This is a genomic window from Thermophagus sp. OGC60D27 (assembly GCF_052400625.1).
GTDB lineage: Bacteria > Bacteroidota > Bacteroidia > Bacteroidales > Marinilabiliaceae > Thermophagus.
Window position 1 is genome coordinate 516,756 of record NZ_JBQTGH010000002.1, and the last position, 19,277, is coordinate 536,032.

The following is a 19,277-nucleotide window of genomic DNA, read 5'->3' on the forward strand; positions in this document are numbered from 1 at the left end:
GAATTTTGCCGTTCTCTTATGGAAGTAAGAGAACTTGTTTCCATGTCTTATCCCCAAAAGCTCTGACCGTTTTAGTGTTTTTGTACTTGCTTCATTCAATCTTTTAATCACTAATAGCTAAAATCAATAGAATAACCATGATGATTTATGACTGTTGAAGGATGGTTATTTAAGTTTTAAAGCTTTTTCTTTGCGTGCTTCAACACCTCTTGCAATAATAATGCCTGCTTCATATAAAAGAATCAGGGGCAGACAAACCAGAATTTGACTAATAACATCCGGTGGGGTGATGATGGCCGCAAGAGCCAAAGTGACAACAATTGAATGACGACGATATTTTTTTAATGTGTCTGCAGTGACTAAACCAACTTTGCTTAAAAAATAGATGAACATGGGTAGTTCGAACAATATCCCGCTTGCCAGAATTATTGATGATACGGTACTGATATAAGATCCGAGGTTCACAATGTTGTCTACCTGTTCACTTACTTTATAATTGCCCAGAAAATGAACAGACAAAGGACATATAATATAATAGGCGAACAATATTCCTATCGTGAATAGAATGGATGCAAAAAAGATGGCACCGCGACTCTGTTCAATTTCTTCTTTATATAAAGCCGGTTTAATAAAACGCCAAAATTCCCAGAAAATTAGAGGAAAGGCAGCAATAATTCCTGCGAGGAATGAGATCCATAAATGCGTAGTGAACTGCCCTGTCATGTTGATATTTTGCAGAGAAAGAGGTGTTTGGTTGATGCATAGAGCAGACATCCCGAGATTATTTCCAACCTTACACAGAAAACTATTGGTGAAAAACTCCGGCTTGCTGGGCCCTAATAATATAACATCAAATACAATGTTTTTGGAAATAAATGCCAAAACTGCAAAAACGAAAATATATAATAACGATCTGACCAAATGCCAGCGCAGCTCCTCTAGGTGTTCAAGAAATGACATTTCAGCCTGGCTCTTCTTACTCATATCCGGATAGCTACATTTGAATATTTATTGACCCAATCCTAAACCTTTTTGATCGTACGAAGATAAAAACACTTTCCCAATTATTTGTTTTTACCCGGGCGATTTTATATCTTCAATATGTTTTTATTGAATAATCCGTCCCAATAGGCTTGATTCCTGAATAATGAAATCCCCTAGATGAAATTTTTGGACCGATTAAATGTTATTGAACTCTTTCACTGACTCGCACTAACCATTATTTACCCACCTTTTGAAAATGTTATACATTTTTAAAATGACAAAATGTTATACGGTATTTATAAATATCTATTAATTTTGTTGGTTTTGATGGTCAAGAAGGAAATGAAAAATAACAGTCTGATATTGTGAAGGATATTGTGAAATAGTTAGATTTTGTTATGACTAAACAGGTTGACCTTAAAAGGTATTTAAAAAAGCACTTTGGTTTCGACACATTTAAGGGAAACCAAGAAGACATTATCAAAAATGTTCTTAATGGTAACGATACTTTTGTATTGATGCCAACAGGAGGTGGAAAGTCGCTTTGCTATCAGTTACCGGCATTGATACTGGATGGTACAGCCATCGTCATCTCTCCCTTAATTGCCTTGATGAAGAATCAGGTAGATGCAATGCGGAATTTTAGTGAAGATGATGGAATTGCTCACTTTTTAAATTCTTCTTTGACAAAATCTGCTATTCAACAGGTTAAGGATGATGTGGTTGCCGGGAGAACAAGGCTGTTGTATGTTGCGCCGGAATCGCTGACCAAAGAAGAGAACATTCAATTTCTTAAGCAAGTAAAGATCTCATTCTATGCTGTGGATGAGGCCCATTGTATTTCTGAATGGGGACATGACTTCCGGCCGGAATACAGAAGAATTCGGCCGATTATTAATGAGATTGGAGAAGCTCCTGTCATCGCTTTAACGGCTACGGCTACACCTAAAGTGCAACATGATATTCAGAAAAATCTCGGCATGTTGGATGCTAAGGTTTTTAAGTCATCTTTTAATCGCCCTAACCTCTACTATGAGGTACAGCCAAAGGTTAATGCTACGAGGGAGATTATTAAGATTTTGAAGGATAATCAAGGGAAGTCGGCTATTATTTATTGCTTGAGTAGAAAGAAAGTGGAGGAGCTGGCCGAAACGCTTGTCGTAAACGGAATTAAGGCTCTTCCCTATCATGCAGGGATGGATGCAGGTACCAGAAGCAAAAATCAGGATAAATTTCTGATGGAGGAGATCGATGTCATTGTTGCAACCATCGCTTTCGGAATGGGAATTGACAAACCGGATGTCCGTTTGGTTATTCACTATGACATACCCAAAAGTTTGGAAGGCTATTATCAGGAAACCGGAAGGGCAGGACGCGATGGTGGGGAAGGTAAGTGCATTGCTTTTTACAGCTATAAGGACATCCAAAAACTCGAAAAATTTATGCAGGGTAAACCCCTTGCAGAACAGGAGATTGGGAAGCAATTGTTGCTTGAAACAGTGGCTTATGCCGAATCTTCCTTATGTCGAAGAAAAACCTTATTGCATTACTTTGGCGAAGATTATACCGTTGAAAATTGTGGTGCTTGTGACAATTGTCTTAATCCTAAAGAACAGTTCGAAGGAAAAGATTATATTGTGAAGCTGCTGAAAGTTGTGCATGAACTTAAGGAAAAGTTTAAAACCGAATATGTTGTTGATGTTCTGATCGGGAAGGTCACTAGCGTGGTTAAGTCGTACCATCATCATGAACTGGATATTTTTGGTTGTGGAGATGATGAGGATGAAAAATTCTGGCTGGCTGTGGTTCGACAATCACTTGTGGCTGGTTTGCTGTCGAAAGATATTGAAAACTACGGGCTTCTTAAATTAACCGATAAGGGGCATGAGTATATCAAAAAACCTTATAGCATCCGTCTTGCCAAGGATCATGATTTCGACGAGATGGAGCAGGAGTCTCTTTCTGCTGGAGGAACGGCAGCTCTCGATAGCGCTCTTTTTTCGATGCTGAAAGATCTTCGTAAGAAAATTTCTAAGAAGAAAAATCTGCCACCATTTGTAATCTTTCAGGATACTTCTCTGGAAGCAATGGCGACCTACTATCCCATTACCGTTGAGGAGCTGCAGAATATGCCTGGAGTAGGGGCCGGAAAAGCTAAAAGGTACGGATCAGATTTTATTAAACTGATCCAGAAACATGTTGAAGAGAATGAGATTGAGCGACCTATGGATATGGTCGTCAAAACAGTGGCCAATAAGAGTAAATTAAAGGTTTCCATTATACAAAGTATTGATCGTCAAATTTCTTTGGATGATATTGCAGAATCTAAAGGAATTGATCTTCTTGATTTGCTGAAAGAGATTGAGTCTATTGTTTATTCCGGAACACGCGTGAATATTGATTATTACATTAATCAGGTAATGGATGAAGAACATCGGGATGATATTTTTTATTATTTCAAAGAGGATGCAGAAACTGATGATATCGGCGTGGCCCTCGATGAGTTGGGAGAAGATGAATACTCGGAGGAGGATGTAAGAATGGTGCGGATTAAATTTATCTCTGAAGTTGGAAATTAAGGCAGTTGGAAAAGAACTTTTTTATTCATTCTGTTTAGTGGAAGGCAGTCTCATCCCAATGGCAGTCGGAATTTTCCGTCTTGTTGGGATGCATTAAAGCTATAGAAGAAGATTATATATCCCCTTTTTTTATTTAGAATTTAATTCTTAACTGTAGCGTAAGGTTTGTTTTTTTGTTGGAAAGAATTTGCTGATAGCCACTTCCGATAATATCTCTGTCGTAAAAATGCCACCTGGCCCATCGGAACCATACGTGGGCATTTTTTGTCATTTTGTAATTGAGTAGCAACAGAAAACGGCTGCCTTTTCCTGCATAGGCCGGTACTGAAAGTGAATATAAAACGTCCGGTTCATAGGCATAAATTCGGGTGGCATAATTCGAAGTACTAAATAGTGCATATCGAGACGTTAGGGTGAGTTTCTTTTGGAGGGTTATCCATTTTATGTCTTGTGAAATCAGATGGCCTTCTTCTCTTTGATCTTCGCAACTGATGTATTGCCATTGTAGAAGAGTTGTAAATTGTAATTGCTCTGACAGTTGCTGGCGATATTGTCCTTTTAACTGGTCAATATTTTGGTAGGTTATGGCATTTTCATTATTGGAAACAATGTTTTTCTGTTTTTCTCTGTGACGGAATTTTATGTAGAGGGTCCTGTCTTGGCCAAAGGATTTTTCAATATGTGTCATCCAGTCGAATCCTGAAGAGGGAGCATCTATTTCATATTGAAGCCAGTCAAATCGAAAATAATCAAAATAGGAGGATAATGTGAAGAAAGGAAGTTCCCAGCTTATTCCGGTATAAATTCCCGTTTCGCCGGAAAATTTGCTGCTTTCTGTCAACGGACCTGCCAATGGCGCTTGGTATTTGACAGGAATTTTTCTTTGAGTTATGGCCAATGAAAATCCCGAAGCCGCATTCCAGGTGAAACCATTGTAAAAGGCAGAGTAAGAAAAATTATCAAATGCTGCTTCACCAAAAAAAAGGATGTTTTTTGAAGTTATTATATAAGAGATCCAACTATTTTGGTTTTGTTTTCCTTCAAATGAAAACTGGCTATAGGGGACTTTATTTGGGCATAATGGGTGGTTGAGATTATAGTATAAATGACCGGCTTCCAGTTTAAACCTTTTTCCAGAATAAGAAAGTCTCCCTCCCGAAACAACCTCTTTTGTATTATGTCTTTGTTCAAGTTCTGTTTTGGTGCGATGTAAGCCATCTTCACGCAAACTGGTAATGCAGCTGTCCGAACTGTTCCTTCCGTCTCTTTTTCGTATTGAAAAAAAAGGGGAGAAAGATAGATTCTCTTTTTTTAGGGTAAGAAAACCTCCGTTCAACCCGGATGTTTCTGATGTTGATAAGGAAGGACGAAAAGGCGATTGGCGGTTTCGAATAGAAAGGCTTAATGAGCTTTTTCTAAGGGGAATTCCGGATTGAACGGCTAATCCCTGTCCGGCACTCATTTGAAAACGCCCCATTCCCACTTCTTTGATCCAACTGTTTTTTGGTTTGTAGTAGACATAACCGGAAAGCAAGTCGAAAGTCTTAATCTCTTTGCTGAATATTGGTTCGCCTTCATCTTTTTCAGCGATTAATCCGGCACTTATACCTTTGTTTGTATTTATTTCGAGCCTGTTGAGCCATTTTAGCCGATTGCCGGCGTATGGTGTTTCGCCTTCCTCATTGGGAATGAATCCTTTTGCTTTTTCAGGTTGAAGGAGACCGCGAATAAAGAGATCGCCCCATATTGTTAATGATGAAGGTTCTTTGTCTGGAGGACCAAAAAATATGAGTGGTTCAAGGTATTTGATTGTTTCTATTTTCAACCCTTCCACGGCTTGTAATTCGTAGATAGAAAGATATGGGCCGTTTACATACCTTTGGAAAAGAATGTTTTCTATCTGCTTGTCTGATAAGAAAAAGATGCGTTCCAGCTCTTCCCGATCGGCGGTGTTGATATTGAGGGGGTTTTTAGCTAGAAATAGCAGCTCTTCAATTAACGGAGTAATGTTTTCTTCATCGATTTCTGCGCCATAATCGGAGGCAATGTTTTCAGCCCATTGCTGCAGATCAATTGGGTTTTGTGCATTTAAAATCCCATTGAGCCCACCTATTAGAATTGAAAGGGTTAGCAGTAACGTTTTTTCCAAGCGGATCATAGTTTCTCTCCTTTCTACTTACAAGCTAAATAGAGCATGTTTTTGTTTTCATTAGTAAGGTATTGGGTAAAAGAAGCCATGTTGTTTTTTATTGCTAGCGTCAACTTTCCGGGAGACAAAAACTTTGATAAAGCCAATAAGAAGTTGTTGTGCGATCTCCATTGAATTGGTTACTTATGCGATTTTTTTGTGAATGAATAAATGATCCCCGCTGTAGAGCTCATTCCTAGTTGATCATGGTGATTGGCTGCAAACCGGAATTCAATGTTATTCCAGCCTATATTTGCGCCAACAGCAATCCGGATGGGCTTTGCTGAAATGGCTCCGCATAATTCGACCATTTTATGAGTTCGTGCATTCAGAGCAAATGAATATACCGGTTCAGCGTAGTCGGACCGGTGAAGAATATCTATAGTCAACAGCAATGATGGTGAGATTTTCGTTATACATGCTGCTGATAAAGACGAAGGTATAGGTTGGTTGTTAAAGTCTCCTGAGAAACTTTGTCGTGCAGGATTGTTAATGGAAATAGCAATGTCTGTGTTTCTTAATGCATGATACCTGAAACCGGCATCCACAACCAGAATTCCTAATGTCCGGTCATTTTGGATTTGCCTCATCAGATATTCAAATCGACATCCAAGCTTTAAATTTGGAGAAATAGATCTGGCTGTCGTAACATTTATATATTGGATATTAAAAAGATTGTCACCATACCGGGAATAGGCCAGCCCGACATTGATCAATGGGAATGGAAAAATGGAGAATATAGTTTGTGTGCTTAAGGCGTTTAATCCAAACGCATTGTGGTAGCCCGCCCCTGTAACCGGCCTGCGAATAGTGGATATCCCTGAAGGATTGGTGAATACGGACCAAACTGTAGTGTCGCTGGCTCCCGAAAGTCCTAATGCTGAAGTCGCCGGGGACGGAAAATCATATGTCTGGGCATTTAAACAGAGTGTATTTACAACCAGGAGCCCATAGAAATAAATATTCCTGAACATCTCGGTTTAAAATACTGTTTTGGTTAGTTTGAAATTATTTTGACAAGTTAATGATCTTGCATAAAAGATGCAACTACAGTAATTTATAGGGTAATTAATATCCCTGAGGTAACAACAATTATTCCGGTTAGATAGCCAACATATACCTGACTCGGTGAATGGGCATTTAAATAAAGTCGTGCTGTGGATATTATTCCTGAAATAATAATTATTAGCGAAAGTAAATAAAACAGGTCGAGACTTTGTCCAAACATGATTGCAATGACAAGCCCTGTTATACCACCGGCGGCGAGTGCATGAAGGCTTATCTTCCAATAGTATGAAATGGCGGCGGCCACCATTATTGCAAAAAGAGATGCCAACTGGAATGATTCAACTAAAGTGGAAATATTTAGACGCGAAAGAATGTAGTAGCCTAAGAAATAAAAAACGGCCGAGGCCAGTGCAGGAAAAATCCGTTCTCGAGAAGTCTTCATTTCAAAACTTTTGATGAGTTTGACTTGAAGAAATAAAGGCAAAAGAGACAAGGGCAACAGGCAAGTAGAAGTAAATACTATAATATAAAGCAGTCTTTTTACCGCAAAGGGCAGAAGGGTGTGATGAGGAATGCTGTTCAGTATGAAAAATGTTCCAAGAGTGGGCATTAGCATCGGATGAAACAAAAAGGATAATATTTTACTGAAAAGCTTCATTGGTGTAAGTTTTTCTAAATTGTTGATTGCTTTGGGTTGTCAGGTGAATATTTGAAATTTTAAAGGCAATCTAAAGAAAAAAATCCGAATCCGGATAAATAAATAATTCGGATTTTAGGTCTTACCATTGTTTGCGAAGACGGGCGACAGGAATATTCAGTTGTTCCCGGTATTTAGCTACCGTACGCCGCGCGATATTATAGGATTTTTCTTGTAATATTTTTGCGAGTTTATCATCCGTCAGCGGTTTACGCTTATCCTCATTTTCAATACAATCTTGAAGTATTCTTTTTATTTCGCGGGTTGAAACTTCTTCTCCGGAATCGGTTTGCAAGCCTTCTGAGAAGAAATATTTGAGTGGGAATATTCCAAAGTGTGTTTGAATATACTTACTGTTTGAAACCCTCGAAATGGTGGAAATATCTAGGTTTGTTCTGTCAGCAATATCTTTCAGAATCATTGGTTTTAACTTGGTTTCATCACCTTCCAGAAAGTATTCTTGCTGATAGTCCAGAATGGCCTGCATTACGGTCATAAGGGTTTGTTGGCGTTGTTTGATGGCATCAATAAACCATTTGGCCGAATCCAGTTTTTGTTTGACAAACATCAGAGCCTCTTTTTGTTCTTTGCTTTGGTTTTTTTTATTGGCCTGATAATCCTCAAACATTTCTGAATAAGTATTGCTGATTCTAAGTTCAGGTACATTACGATTATTTAGGGTCAATCTGGGTTTACCTTCTTCCATCTCAAGGATGAAGTCAGGAATAATATGCTGAACCGTTTTTGTTACCGGATTACTATATGAACTTCCCGGCTTTGGGTTGAGTTTCAGTATTTCATCCAGTATCTCTTTGAGCTCCCCCTCTTCCAGATGCATTCGTTTTTCAATCTTATCATAATGTTTACGGGTGAACTCTTCGAAATGGTTTTTTATAAGGTGATAAGCTTTCTGGATGGTGGGATTGTTCTGATCTTTTTTCTTTAACTGAAGCATTAAACATTCTCTTAAATCGCGAGCCCCAACCCCTGGAGGGTCAAAGTCATGAACAATTTCAAGGACTTCTAGTGCTTCAACCTCTTCTATTTCTATGTTTTGGGAAAAGGCTATGTCGTCAATGATTTCATCGATCTCTCTTCTGAGATACCCGTCTTCATCAATGTTTCCAATAATATATTCTGCAATTAATGCCTGCCGGTCGTTTAGAATGCGCAAGCCCATCTGGCTGATAAGATTCTCGTGGAAGGTAGTTCCCGAGGAAAAAGGGATGTCTTCTTGTTTATCATCCTTAGAAAAATTACGGGCACTTAGTTTGTAGGCGGGAATGTCTTCATTTTGGATGTAAGCATCGATAGACATTTCATCCTTTTCATTGTCGTTTTCCGAAACAGGTTCTTCTTCATCATCAGGATCACGAGACTCCCCTTCCAACTCGAGCACCGGATTTTTTTCAAGTTCTTCCTTTATGCGCTGCTCGAGTTGGGTGGTTGGAATCTCCAACAATTTGATCACCTGTATTTGAAGAGGTGAAAGCTTTTGTAAAAGCTTTTGCTGTAAACTCTGTTTTAGCATTCTCTTTTCCTGTTTTATTTGCGGAAGAGATGATTTTTAACCTGTCGGGTTACTACAAAAATACAGTAAATTGGGTAATTCAGAAAACAACAATTTGTATTTAAACCTCTAAATGATCCTTGTTTGCTGATTTTATTCTTTGAGCCGCCCCTGTTTGTTTAAGGAACAGAGTGTTTGGCATCAGAGAATTATTAAAATTCTGCATTTTTGGGCGTTCTGGGGAAAGGTATGACATCCCGAATGTTGGTCATGCCAGTTACAAATAGCATTAACCGTTCAAAACCTAATCCAAAGCCGCTGTGAGGAACTGACCCAAATCGGCGGGTATCCAAGAACCACCACATCTCTTCTTCCGGAATGTTCATCTCCTGCATTCTTTTGACCAACTTCTCATAATCTTCCTCTCTTTGCGACCCACCAATGATCTCGCCAATTTGAGGGAAAAGTACATCCATCGCCCGGACCGTACTGTTATCCTCGTTTAATTTCATGTAAAAGGCTTTAATCTCTTTGGGATAATCGGTAAGAATCACCGGTTTTTTAAAATGTTTTTCCACAAGGTAACGTTCATGTTCTGATTGCAAATCGGTTCCGAAACCTTGAATCGGGTATTGGAATTTTCCTTTTTTATTGGGTTTTGAATTTTCCAATATTTTAATGGCTTCCGAGTAGGTAAGCCTGACAAAACTATTTTCCAGAACAAATCGAAGCTTTTCAATTAATTCAATGGAACGGTCAGCTTCTTTTTTATTCTTCTCTTCATCCTGTTGACGTTTGCTTAAGAACAAAAGATCATCCATACAATGATCAAGTGCGTATTGGATAAGGTATTTCAGGAATTCTTCAGCCAGATCCATATTGTCGTTCAAGTCATAGAAGGCCATTTCTGGCTCAATCATCCAGAATTCAGACAAATGACGGGAGGTATTAGAGTTTTCAGCGCGGAAAGTTGGTCCAAAAGTGTAGATTTCTGACATGGCTAGGGCTGCCAGTTCACCTTCCAGCTGACCTGAAACGGTAAGGTTGGTTGGTTTTCCGAAGAAGTCTTTGGAATAGTCAATTTTATCTTTTTCATCCCTAGGGAGATTGTCCAGATCCAGTGTTGTTACCTGGAACATTTCGCCTGCTCCTTCTGCATCTGATCCCGTAATGATGGGCGTATGAATATTGTAAAATCCTTTTTTGTTGAAGAATTCATGAACGGCAAAGATCATGGCATGCCGCACTCTCGTGATGGCCCCAAATGTGTTGGTCCGAAATCTGAGATGAGCAATTTCTCTCAAAAATTCCAAGGAATGTTTTTTGGGCTGTAAGGGGTATTTTTCGGGATCACAGTCGCCAAGGATTTCTATTTTCTTTGCTAATATTTCAACTTTCTGCGCGGAGCCTTGTGATTCTTGCAATTCTCCTTCAACCGATAATGCAGCCCCGGTGGTGATGCGACGAATTAAGGATTCGTCAAATTGGTTCATGTCAACCACAATTTGAAGATTATTGATCCCCGAACCGTCATTCAAGGCTACAAAATTAACCTGTTTGTTGCCTCTGCGGGTGCGCACCCAGCCTTTGACTGTAAATGTTTTTCCAATTTCATTTGACCGTAGAAGGTCTGCAATTTTTATTCTTTGCATCAGCTTAATTATTTTAGTCCCGAAGTGCACAAAATTAATGATTTGTTTTTAGCCAGACCCATTTCTTGGGATTAATAATCGTTCATTGCCTTTTTAATGGGAGTAAAAAGTTTCAGGGGTTGTATGGTAAATAATGCTTTTCTGGATGATCTGAAGTGTTTTTTTGGGAAAAAACAGAGAGAATGGAAATCATTTGGAAAATAATGAAGGGAGCGGGTGGAGATGGAGTAGATTTTGTTGTTGCTCTCTTAATTTAATTGTTTAATAGATATCTTTTCTTCTTATTTTGAGGAATGCTTTGCCGTGGATGTTATAATTTTGCGATAGAGAACTGCGATATGAAGGAGATAAATTATTTCATTGGGGGGAGATGAAAAGGTTCAGACTTGCCAGAAAGATAAAAAGTTACTATTTTTGCAACCCGAAATATCCGAATGGGTAAAAAAGAGATTCTCGTGTGGAGATCCACCTGTCGGAGAGAACCTTAAAATTTATAGTTCGATGTATGCAATTGTAGCCATTGGAGGTCAGCAATTCAAAGTAGAGAAGGACAGAAAAATCTTTGTGAATCGCCTCAATGCAGAAGAAGGATCTTCAATTGATTTCGATCAGGTGTTAATGATTGATAATGATGGAGACGTTAAAATTGGAACACCTGTCCTTGAAGGAGCTAAAGTTACTGCTAAAGTGCTCTCTCACCTGAAAGGTGATAAAGTAATTGTTTTTAAGAAAAAACGTCGGAAAGGATACCGTAAGAAAAACGGCCATCGACAGTATTTGAGTCAGATTCAAATTGAAAACATTGAAGGTTAACCACGAAAACATTATTTAGATATGGCACATAAGAAAGGTGTAGGTAGTTCCAGAAACGGACGCGAATCAGAAAGTAAACGTTTGGGTGTCAAAATTTTTGGTGGCCAAACTGCTAAAGCCGGAAATATCATTGTTCGGCAACGTGGTACACAGCATCACCCCGGCGATAATGTCGGAATGGGAAAAGATCATACCCTTTTTGCATTGACAGATGGGAAAGTGGTCTTTCGAAAGAAAAAAAACAATCGCTCATATGTTTCGGTTGAACCTTTAGTTTCAGAATAAACTAACGGTTAAAAGATTTCTCAATCTCCTGTATTTGTTACTTTTGTAATAAATACAGGGGATTTTTTTGTTTTTATTTAAAATTAAATACAAGAATATTGACCTTTAAATAGGAGTATTTATTAAACTTGCACGATCCTACAGATCAAGAAAACTTGTAAATGTTTATTCCTCATTTAAATTTTCTAAGGCTTGCAGCGTTTGATATTCTTCTCGGAGATATATTTTAGAGTTAGTATTAAATTTGTTGCCTTTAAGGTTTAAGATGGAATGAATTATTCCCGCTTTTAATAATTAATTTATACCGAAAATATGCTTACACTTAAGTACATTCAGGACCATCAGGACGAAGTGATAGAACGGTTGAAAATTAAGAATTTTGATGCTAAAGAGATTATTGCACAAATTGTAAGCGCTGATAATGAGCGTCGAAGCATTCAAAATGAAGCCGACAAAAAGCAAAATGAATTAAATACCTTGTCAAGGTCTATTGGACAATTATTTAAATCCGGAAAGACCGAGGAAGCCAATGAGGCGCGTGCTAAAACCGGTGATCTTAAAAGTGAAATTCGCGACCTGAATGTTAAACTAGGTGAAGCTGAAAAGAAGATCCAGGAGTTGTTGGTATTGGTGCCTAATCTTCCTCATATTTCTGTTCCAAAGGGCAAAGGAGAGGAAGATAATGAAGTTGTACGTTCGGGTGGGGAAATGCCTGTACTGGAAGATGCTCTTCCGCACTGGGAACTGGCTTCAAAATATGACCTTATTGATTTTGAACTTGGAAATAAAATTACTGGGGCAGGGTTTCCTGTTTATAAAGGTTGGGGTGCTAAGTTGCAACGTGCGCTGATCAATTTTTTCCTGGAGGAAGCCATTGCTGCAGGTTATAACGAGGTTCAGCCCCCGTTGTTAATCAATGAGGATTCGGGGTTCGGAACCGGACAGTTGCCCGATAAAGAAGGGCAAATGTACCATGTTGGGGCAGATAATCTTTATTTGATACCTACTGCCGAAGTACCTGTGACCAATATTTTTCGAGATGAAATACTTGACGAGAAGGATCTTCCAATAAAACAATGTGCTTACTCTGCCTGTTTTCGGAGGGAAGCTGGATCTTGGGGAAGTCATGTGCGGGGATTGAATAGATTGCATCAGTTTGACAAAGTGGAAATTGTCCAAGTGGCGCATCCCGATCATTCTTATGAAGTGCTTGAGCAAATGATTGCCCATGTCCAGACTTTGGTTGAGAAACTGCAATTGCCTTGGCGAATTCTTAAACTGTGTGGGGGCGATTTGAGTTTTACATCGGCTTTAACTTTTGATTTTGAAGTTTTTTCTGCAGCTCAAAAGCGATGGCTTGAAGTTAGCTCTGTCTCTAATTTTGAGTCTTATCAGGCCAACAGGTTGAAGGTGCGTTTTAAGAAGTCGGGGGAAAAGAAAACACAGCTGGCACATACCCTTAACGGCAGTGCCTTGGCTTTGCCTCGCATTGTGGCTGCCATTTTGGAAAATAATCAAACTCCTCAGGGGATAAAAGTCCCTGATGTTTTGGTGCCATTTATGGGAACCGATTTGATAAAGTAAAGCTTTATTGAACGCCCTGAATCTTTAAATCAGAAATATGCAGGCTAAGGGATATATTTTTAACGTTTCGTTTTACGTTGATCCGGACCAATATTCCCGATGGAGAGATTGGCTTGATAAGGTACTTTTTCCTTTTGTGGAGAAAATTTTACCAGGTAACCGACCTCAAGTATTTGAAGTATTGTCAGAAGGTAATCAGGGAATTATGGTGTTCTCCGTTCAGTTTCAATGTTCCGATAAGGTGCAGCTGGAACGCATTCAGGAGGAAACTTTGCCTGTGTTTGATTTATTTAAAAGAGAATTTGGTGAGCAGGTGACTCATTTTAACTCAGTTCTAAGCAGAATCCAATAATCAGTTTTTTATGCAGAATGCCGTAGCGGAAAGAATTATTCTTGGAATTGATCCGGGAACCACCATCATGGGCTACGGCTTAATTGAGGTCAAAGGGAATAGCCCAAAATTAATTACATTGGGGGTTTTAGAATTGTCAAAATATAATGATCATTATTTAAAACTTAGGAAAATATTCGAAAGGGTGGTGGGGTTAATTGATGCTTACCACCCTGACGAACTGGCTATTGAAGCACCATTTTATGGAAAAAATGTTCAATCCATGCTGAAATTGGGAAGAGCTCAAGGTGTGGCTATGGCTGCTGCTCTTTCGAGATCATTACCTGTCTTTGAATATGCTCCGCTTCGGATTAAACAGGCTATTACTGGCCGTGGAAACGCCTCTAAAGAACAGGTGGCTTTGTTTCTTAAGCAATACCTTAATATTGATGAAATACCGGTTCATCTCGATGCAACCGATGGGTTAGCCGCTGCTGTTTGTCACTTCTTTCAAAAGCAAAATCTCGCTAACCAGAGTAGTGGGGCAAAATCGTGGAAAGAGTTTATTCGTAAGAATCCCGGGAGAGTAAAGTAGAACTATTTATTGCTTTATAATGGTTTTTTCCTTCCTTGATTGAGGAGGCCTCTGTTTGTATTATTGGTGGAATTATTTTCTTTATTAAAAAGGAAGAAGCTTTCCCAAAACAATGAATATTGCGTTATTCCTAAAACCAAAACTCACTATTCAGTTCAATGTATAGGAACTTGTCGTTCTGATTTTTCTTTTGCGGCGAGATGATAAAACCGAAAAAGTCTAAAAAGGAAGTCTATTCATTTTCTTTAGGAAAGCTCCTTCGTGGAAGTTTGTTTCTTCTTATACTATTGCATCCAGTTTTGAAGCCAGTGTGGCTTTAGGAACTGCGCCTACTTGTTTGTCAACAACTTCACCATTTTTAAAGAATAAAATTGTTGGTATGTTCCGAATACCAAATTTAACCGAGGTATCCGGGTTGCTGTCCACATCCATTTTTGCAACAACGGCTTTGTCTTTATATTCTTCAGCCAATTCGGCAACAATAGGTCCTACCATGCGACAGGGACCACACCATTCGGCCCAAAAATCTACCAATACCGGCTTGTCTGATTTTAATACTACTTCTTCAAAATTTGAATCTGTTACTTCAATTGCCATAATTTCAATGATTTATAAAATTTCAATAATTTAATTTTAACGTACTCTTAAAAAAGCTTCTTGTTTGATGCGTAATCATTTCTTACAAACATCTCTGGTTTGAGCTTGTTCAAAGATAGATATTTTTTTTACAACCTGTTTTTTCACGATAAGTGGATCTGTAAATCTGCATGCTCGTTAAAGAATTGAAGAACATCTTTTTGTGATAAGTCAATCCGAGCTGTTCTCGATAATAATTGAACACTGTTGTGCTCATTTACGGGGTCAAAAACATGGAATCTCAACGCCACTTTACCGCGATTATCAAGCATTACACTGGCCAGCTCATTAACCAGCTCTTCTGTGATTTTATCTACCGGGATATGTAACGAAAGATTACGGACTTCATTTTCTAGTACTTCATCCAAAAATGAAATGGAGTTAATTTTGATTTCCAGTTCTTGTGGTTTGTATTTTTTGGGTTGTACTCTCCCCTTTATCATTAAAAAGATGCTTCCATCGTCAGGTACTGCATGGAATTTACTGAAGTCTTTATAGTCACGACCAAACAATGCAAAATCAAATGACCCTGAATAGTCCTCAAGGGTGATGATGGCATAGGGATTCTCTTTTACTCTCGTTACTCCCCGCCGGATGCCGGTAACCATTCCCCCCACCACTATGCTTCTTCCATTAAGGTCCGACAAATCATTCAATTCGCTTAGTTCTGTGTTGCAAAAGTATTTGAGTTCCAGTCGGAATCGGTCAAGGGGATGGGCCGAAAGGTAAATACCAATCAGTTCTTTCTCCCGGTTCAGTTTTTCAACGCTTGTGAATTCCGGTACATTGGGCGCCGATGGTCTTTTTACCGCATCTGTCATGTCTGAAACTCCAAACAGAGATGTTTGGTTGCTCGCTTTGTCTGCCTGATATCGGTTGCCATAACGCAATAAACGCTCGATGAAGCTTCCTTCTTCTCCATCAATGGTGGCGAAAAACTGAGCTCTGTTTAGCCCTCCAAAACTGTCAAAGGCCCCTGCCGCTGCCAAGGCTTCCAGGTTCTTTTTATTAACAGTTTGCAGGTTCACACGCTCCACAAAGTCGAAAATGTCTTTGAAGTGTCCACCTTCCTCCCGCTTGCGAATAATTTCTTCCACAGCACCGGCACCAACACCTTTTATTCCTGCCATGCCAAAACGTATGGCACCTTCGGCATTTACCGTAAATTTTCTGAAACTTTCGTTGACGTCGGGGCCAAGAACCTCCAATCCCATACGACGACACTCTTCCATAAAGGTGGTGATCTTGGTAATATCGTTCAGGTTGCGGCTCAAAACCCCTGCCATAAATTCAGCAGGATAATGGGCCTTTAGATAGCCCGTTTGATAGGCTACATAAGCATAACAAACCGAATGCGATTTATTGAATGCATAACTGGCAAAGGCTTCCCAGTCTTTCCATATTTTTTCGATAAGTTGGTCGGGATCACTTTTTACTTTTTTACATCCTTCCAGAAATTCCTCATTCTTTTTACAACCCTCGTAAAACTTAATTTTAAGTTTGGCCATTAGGTCGAATAGCTTTTTCCCCATCGCTTTTCTGAGGGTGTCCGATTCACCTCTGGTAAAACCTGCCAGGGCTCGAGAGAGAAGCATCACCTGTTCCTGAAAGACGGTGATACCATAGGTGTCTTTCAGATAAGGTTCCATCATGGGGTGATCATAGATGGTCTCCTGCTTCCCGTGCTTACGGGCAATGTATTGTGGGATGTACTCCATCGGGCCGGGGCGATATAGGGCATTCATGGCGACCAGGTCTTCAAACCGGTTGGGTTGAAGTGCTCTCAAATGCTTTTTCATCCCCGGTGATTCAAACTGAAAGATAGCGGTGGTATCCCCACGGCTGAATAGCTCAAAAGTTGTTGAATCATCTTGTGGAATTTTATCCACATCGAGATCGATATTTTTCGACAACTTGATGTTTTCAAGAGTCTCCTTGATGATCGACAAAGTTTTCAGGCCCAGAAAGTCCATTTTTAACAACCCGATAGCTTCCACAAACCGGCCATCGTATTGGGTGGTCATGAGATTTTCATCCTTTGTGGGAATCAATGGGATATGATGATCCAGAGGATCTCTTCCGATGAGGACTCCGCAGGCATGGACCCCTGTTTGGCGAACTGAGCCTTCCAGTGTGCAGGCCAGTTTCAGGGTTTTTAAGACCTTTTCTTCGTTATTGTTCCTTGCTTCCCTGATGCGTTCGGCAAATATTTTATAAACTTCAAGTTTGCTTTCTTCTTTTCCTTTGCCGGCACTCCTGGCTGCTTTCAGTTCATGGTCGATTTTTTTGATCGCCTCATCAAGACTTCCGGTATCCCTTTCCCGCTTTAAGACCTCTTCATAAGCATTGGCCAGTTTGGTGCCGGGACGTTCCGGTATTAGTTTGGCCAACTTGTCGGTATCCGGAAGGGGTAGCTTTAGTACCCGTCCCACATCACGAATGGCCAAACGAGCAGCCATGGTACCAAAAGTACATATATGGGCTACCTTGTCTTGTCCATATTTTTTTGTTACCCATTCCAGAACCAACTGCCGACCATCATCATCAAAGTCAATATCCACATCAGGCATTGAAATTCGATCGGGATTGAGAAACCTCTCAAACAGAAGGTCGTGCTTAATGGGGTCTATGTTGGTAATTCCTACGCAATAGGAGACGGCAGCTCCCGCCGCTGATCCTCGTCCCGGACCTACCAGCACACCCATGTTCCGGGCCGCATTGATAAAATCCTGGACAATTAGGAAGTACCCTGGAAAACCCATGCTCTTGATGGTGTTCAGCTCAAAATCGAGACGTTCTTTTACATGCTCAGGAATCGGTTCACCATATCGAGCTGGATCTTTTGCCCCCTGATACGTGAGATGGGTAAGATAATCCGATTCCAGTTTTATTCGTAGCAGATTTTCGTATTCCCCTCCCAGGGCATCGTATCTCACTCCAAATTCCTGACGTAAAGCCTCTTCTGTGTACTTCTCTTTATATCCTTCCAGAGTGCCAAATTCGGAGGGAATAGGAAAGAACGGCATAATGGGTGAGGAGTTCAATTCATACACCTCCACCTTTTCTGCAATTTCCATGGTGTTTTGCAATGCCTCCGGCACATCACTGAACAACTCGTTCATCTCCTCGGTGGTTTTAAACCATTCCTGCCGGGTATAGCGCATCCGGTTCTCATCATCATAGTCTTTGCCGGTATTGAGGCAAATCAGCAAGTCATGTGCTTCGGCATCTTCCGCATTGGTGAAATGAACGTCATTGGTGGCAATTAATTTAACACCCAGTTCTTTTGAAAAAGCTAGAAGCGCTTTGTTTACTTTTATTTGGTTTTCATATACCTCTTGTCTCGATTTGGGGTCTTCGGCCGGATGGCGTTGCAATTCCAGATAAAAGTCGTCACCAAATATGCGCTTAAACCAAAGAATGGTTTCTCTGGCTCCTTCCATATCGCCGGCCATGATCTTTTGCGGAATCTCTCCCCCTATACATGCACTGGAAACAATTAATCCTTCGTGGTGCTGCTCCAGCAGTGCTTTGTCAATTCGAGGTTTGTAGTAAAACCCTTCCACATTAGCTATGGATATGAGCTTGAGTAAGTTCTTGTATCCGGTGCGGTTTTTCGCCAATAATATTAAGTGATCACCCCGCCCGTCCAGTTTGCTGTCCGTCTTGTCATGAACGGAACGTGCTGCGACATATGTTTCACATCCCAAAATGGGTTTTATGTCATTTTTACGACAGGTGTCGAAAAACTCTTTAATGCCGAACATGGTACCATGATCGGTTAGTGCCAGAGCTTTCATCCCGTCTTGCTTGGCTTTGGAAACCAATGCTCCTACTGCAGCGGCTCCATCAAGAATTGAATATTGCGAGTGAACATGAAGATGAGTAAATGGTATTAGTCCCATGGTGTCTCCTTCCGATATCTGTTTGAAACGACAAAATTATCCAAAATTGTGGTGGAATTCATTTTTTGGATAAAAGTAAATTTTAAATTTCTTGCAAGTTGATTGTTGTCAAATGTTTAAGTGCTGTTTTGGAGGCAGGTTGAGGGAGTCGGCTCCTGTGGATGCGCCCTCACAACGATCATATTCCGGATCTCATCTGCCATCTTTGTATCTGGTTATAATTATATTGTTAGCATTCCCCGAGAGTGGTTTGTTTATTTGTTTCGATAAGCCTAAAAAAGGAACACATTTTTTTGCGAAAGGTTTGTTGATGAAACGAAAATTATTGAACTGTTTTCAATTTCCGAAATGATGATTTTCGGGGTGTATGAATAATTTACCGCGGCTTCGTAAACCGCCTTGAATGATCTGTTTCGCCTTGTCATTATCCGGATGAAGGTAAAAATGGGAAAAATGTGACGGAAAAGGATAAAGAAATTTCATAAACCGATAAAACACTGTATATTTGCA

Annotated in this window: 14 protein-coding genes; 6 read left to right on the plus strand and 8 right to left on the minus strand. The window is 39.9% G+C overall.

What is annotated here, in order from left to right:
• Nucleotides 1-165: 165 nt before the first annotated feature.
• Nucleotides 166-984, minus strand: coding sequence for a twin-arginine translocase subunit TatC (gene tatC, locus ACT29H_RS04290; protein WP_444820362.1), 819 nt, complete (start codon nucleotides 982-984; stop codon nucleotides 166-168).
• A 398-nt stretch (nucleotides 985-1,382) separates the two neighbouring features.
• On the opposite strand from tatC, the gene recQ reads away from it, so the two are divergent.
• Nucleotides 1,383-3,563, plus strand: a complete 2,181-nt coding sequence (gene recQ / locus ACT29H_RS04295) for a DNA helicase RecQ (protein ID WP_444820363.1) — start codon at nucleotides 1,383-1,385, stop codon at nucleotides 3,561-3,563.
• A gap of 133 nt (nucleotides 3,564-3,696) precedes the next feature.
• On the opposite strand, the gene ACT29H_RS04300 is transcribed toward recQ, so the two are convergent.
• The 5 genes from ACT29H_RS04300 to asnS all read right to left on the minus strand — a co-directional run bounded on the left by ACT29H_RS04300 (nucleotide 3,697) and on the right by asnS (nucleotide 10,618).
• Nucleotides 3,697-5,721 carry a ComEA family DNA-binding protein gene (locus ACT29H_RS04300; protein ID WP_444820364.1) on the minus strand — a complete coding sequence of 675 codons (2,025 nt, stop codon included), beginning with the start codon at nucleotides 5,719-5,721 and terminating at the stop codon, nucleotides 3,697-3,699.
• 170 nt (nucleotides 5,722-5,891) lie between these two features.
• Nucleotides 5,892-6,725 carry a hypothetical protein gene (locus ACT29H_RS04305; RefSeq protein ID WP_444820365.1) on the minus strand — a complete coding sequence of 278 codons (834 nt, stop codon included), beginning with the start codon at nucleotides 6,723-6,725 and terminating at the stop codon, nucleotides 5,892-5,894.
• Nucleotides 6,726-6,808: 83 nt separating this feature from the next.
• Nucleotides 6,809-7,417: a PAP2 family protein gene (locus ACT29H_RS04310; protein WP_444820366.1), complete on the minus strand. Its 609-nt coding sequence runs from the start codon at nucleotides 7,415-7,417 to the stop codon at nucleotides 6,809-6,811.
• A gap of 121 nt (nucleotides 7,418-7,538) precedes the next feature.
• Nucleotides 7,539-8,987 carry an RNA polymerase factor sigma-54 gene (gene rpoN / locus ACT29H_RS04315; protein WP_444820367.1) on the minus strand — a complete coding sequence of 483 codons (1,449 nt, stop codon included), beginning with the start codon at nucleotides 8,985-8,987 and terminating at the stop codon, nucleotides 7,539-7,541.
• 191 nt (nucleotides 8,988-9,178) lie between these two features.
• Nucleotides 9,179-10,618, minus strand: coding sequence for an asparagine--tRNA ligase (asnS, locus tag ACT29H_RS04320; RefSeq protein ID WP_444820368.1), 1,440 nt, complete (start codon nucleotides 10,616-10,618; stop codon nucleotides 9,179-9,181).
• 501 nt (nucleotides 10,619-11,119) lie between these two features.
• Here asnS and rplU point away from each other — a divergent pair.
• The 5 genes from rplU (at nucleotide 11,120) to ruvC (ending at nucleotide 14,226) form a co-directional block, all read left to right on the plus strand.
• A complete protein-coding gene (gene rplU / locus ACT29H_RS04325) occupies nucleotides 11,120-11,431 on the plus strand; it encodes a 50S ribosomal protein L21 (RefSeq protein ID WP_444820369.1) in 312 nt (103 codons plus the stop codon).
• A gap of 21 nt (nucleotides 11,432-11,452) precedes the next feature.
• Nucleotides 11,453-11,716, plus strand: coding sequence for a 50S ribosomal protein L27 (rpmA, locus tag ACT29H_RS04330; protein ID WP_444820370.1), 264 nt, complete (start codon nucleotides 11,453-11,455; stop codon nucleotides 11,714-11,716).
• A gap of 312 nt (nucleotides 11,717-12,028) precedes the next feature.
• A complete protein-coding gene (gene serS / locus ACT29H_RS04335; protein ID WP_444820371.1) occupies nucleotides 12,029-13,300 on the plus strand; it encodes a serine--tRNA ligase in 1,272 nt (423 codons plus the stop codon).
• 37 nt (nucleotides 13,301-13,337) lie between these two features.
• Nucleotides 13,338-13,652: a DUF4286 family protein gene (locus tag ACT29H_RS04340; RefSeq protein WP_444820372.1), complete on the plus strand. Its 315-nt coding sequence runs from the start codon at nucleotides 13,338-13,340 to the stop codon at nucleotides 13,650-13,652.
• A 10-nt stretch (nucleotides 13,653-13,662) separates the two neighbouring features.
• Nucleotides 13,663-14,226 (plus strand): crossover junction endodeoxyribonuclease RuvC, encoded by a 564-nt coding sequence (ruvC, locus tag ACT29H_RS04345; protein ID WP_444820373.1) that lies wholly within the window; start codon nucleotides 13,663-13,665, stop codon nucleotides 14,224-14,226.
• 279 nt (nucleotides 14,227-14,505) lie between these two features.
• Here ruvC and trxA read toward each other — a convergent pair whose 3' ends face one another.
• Both trxA and dnaE read right to left on the minus strand, forming a co-directional pair.
• Nucleotides 14,506-14,823, minus strand: coding sequence for a thioredoxin (gene trxA, locus ACT29H_RS04350; protein ID WP_444820374.1), 318 nt, complete (start codon nucleotides 14,821-14,823; stop codon nucleotides 14,506-14,508).
• A 143-nt stretch (nucleotides 14,824-14,966) separates the two neighbouring features.
• On the minus strand, nucleotides 14,967-18,767 hold the full coding sequence (gene dnaE, locus ACT29H_RS04355) for a DNA polymerase III subunit alpha (protein ID WP_444820375.1): 3,801 nt from the start codon (nucleotides 18,765-18,767) through the stop codon (nucleotides 14,967-14,969).
• Between the last annotated feature and the right edge of the window lie 510 nt (nucleotides 18,768-19,277).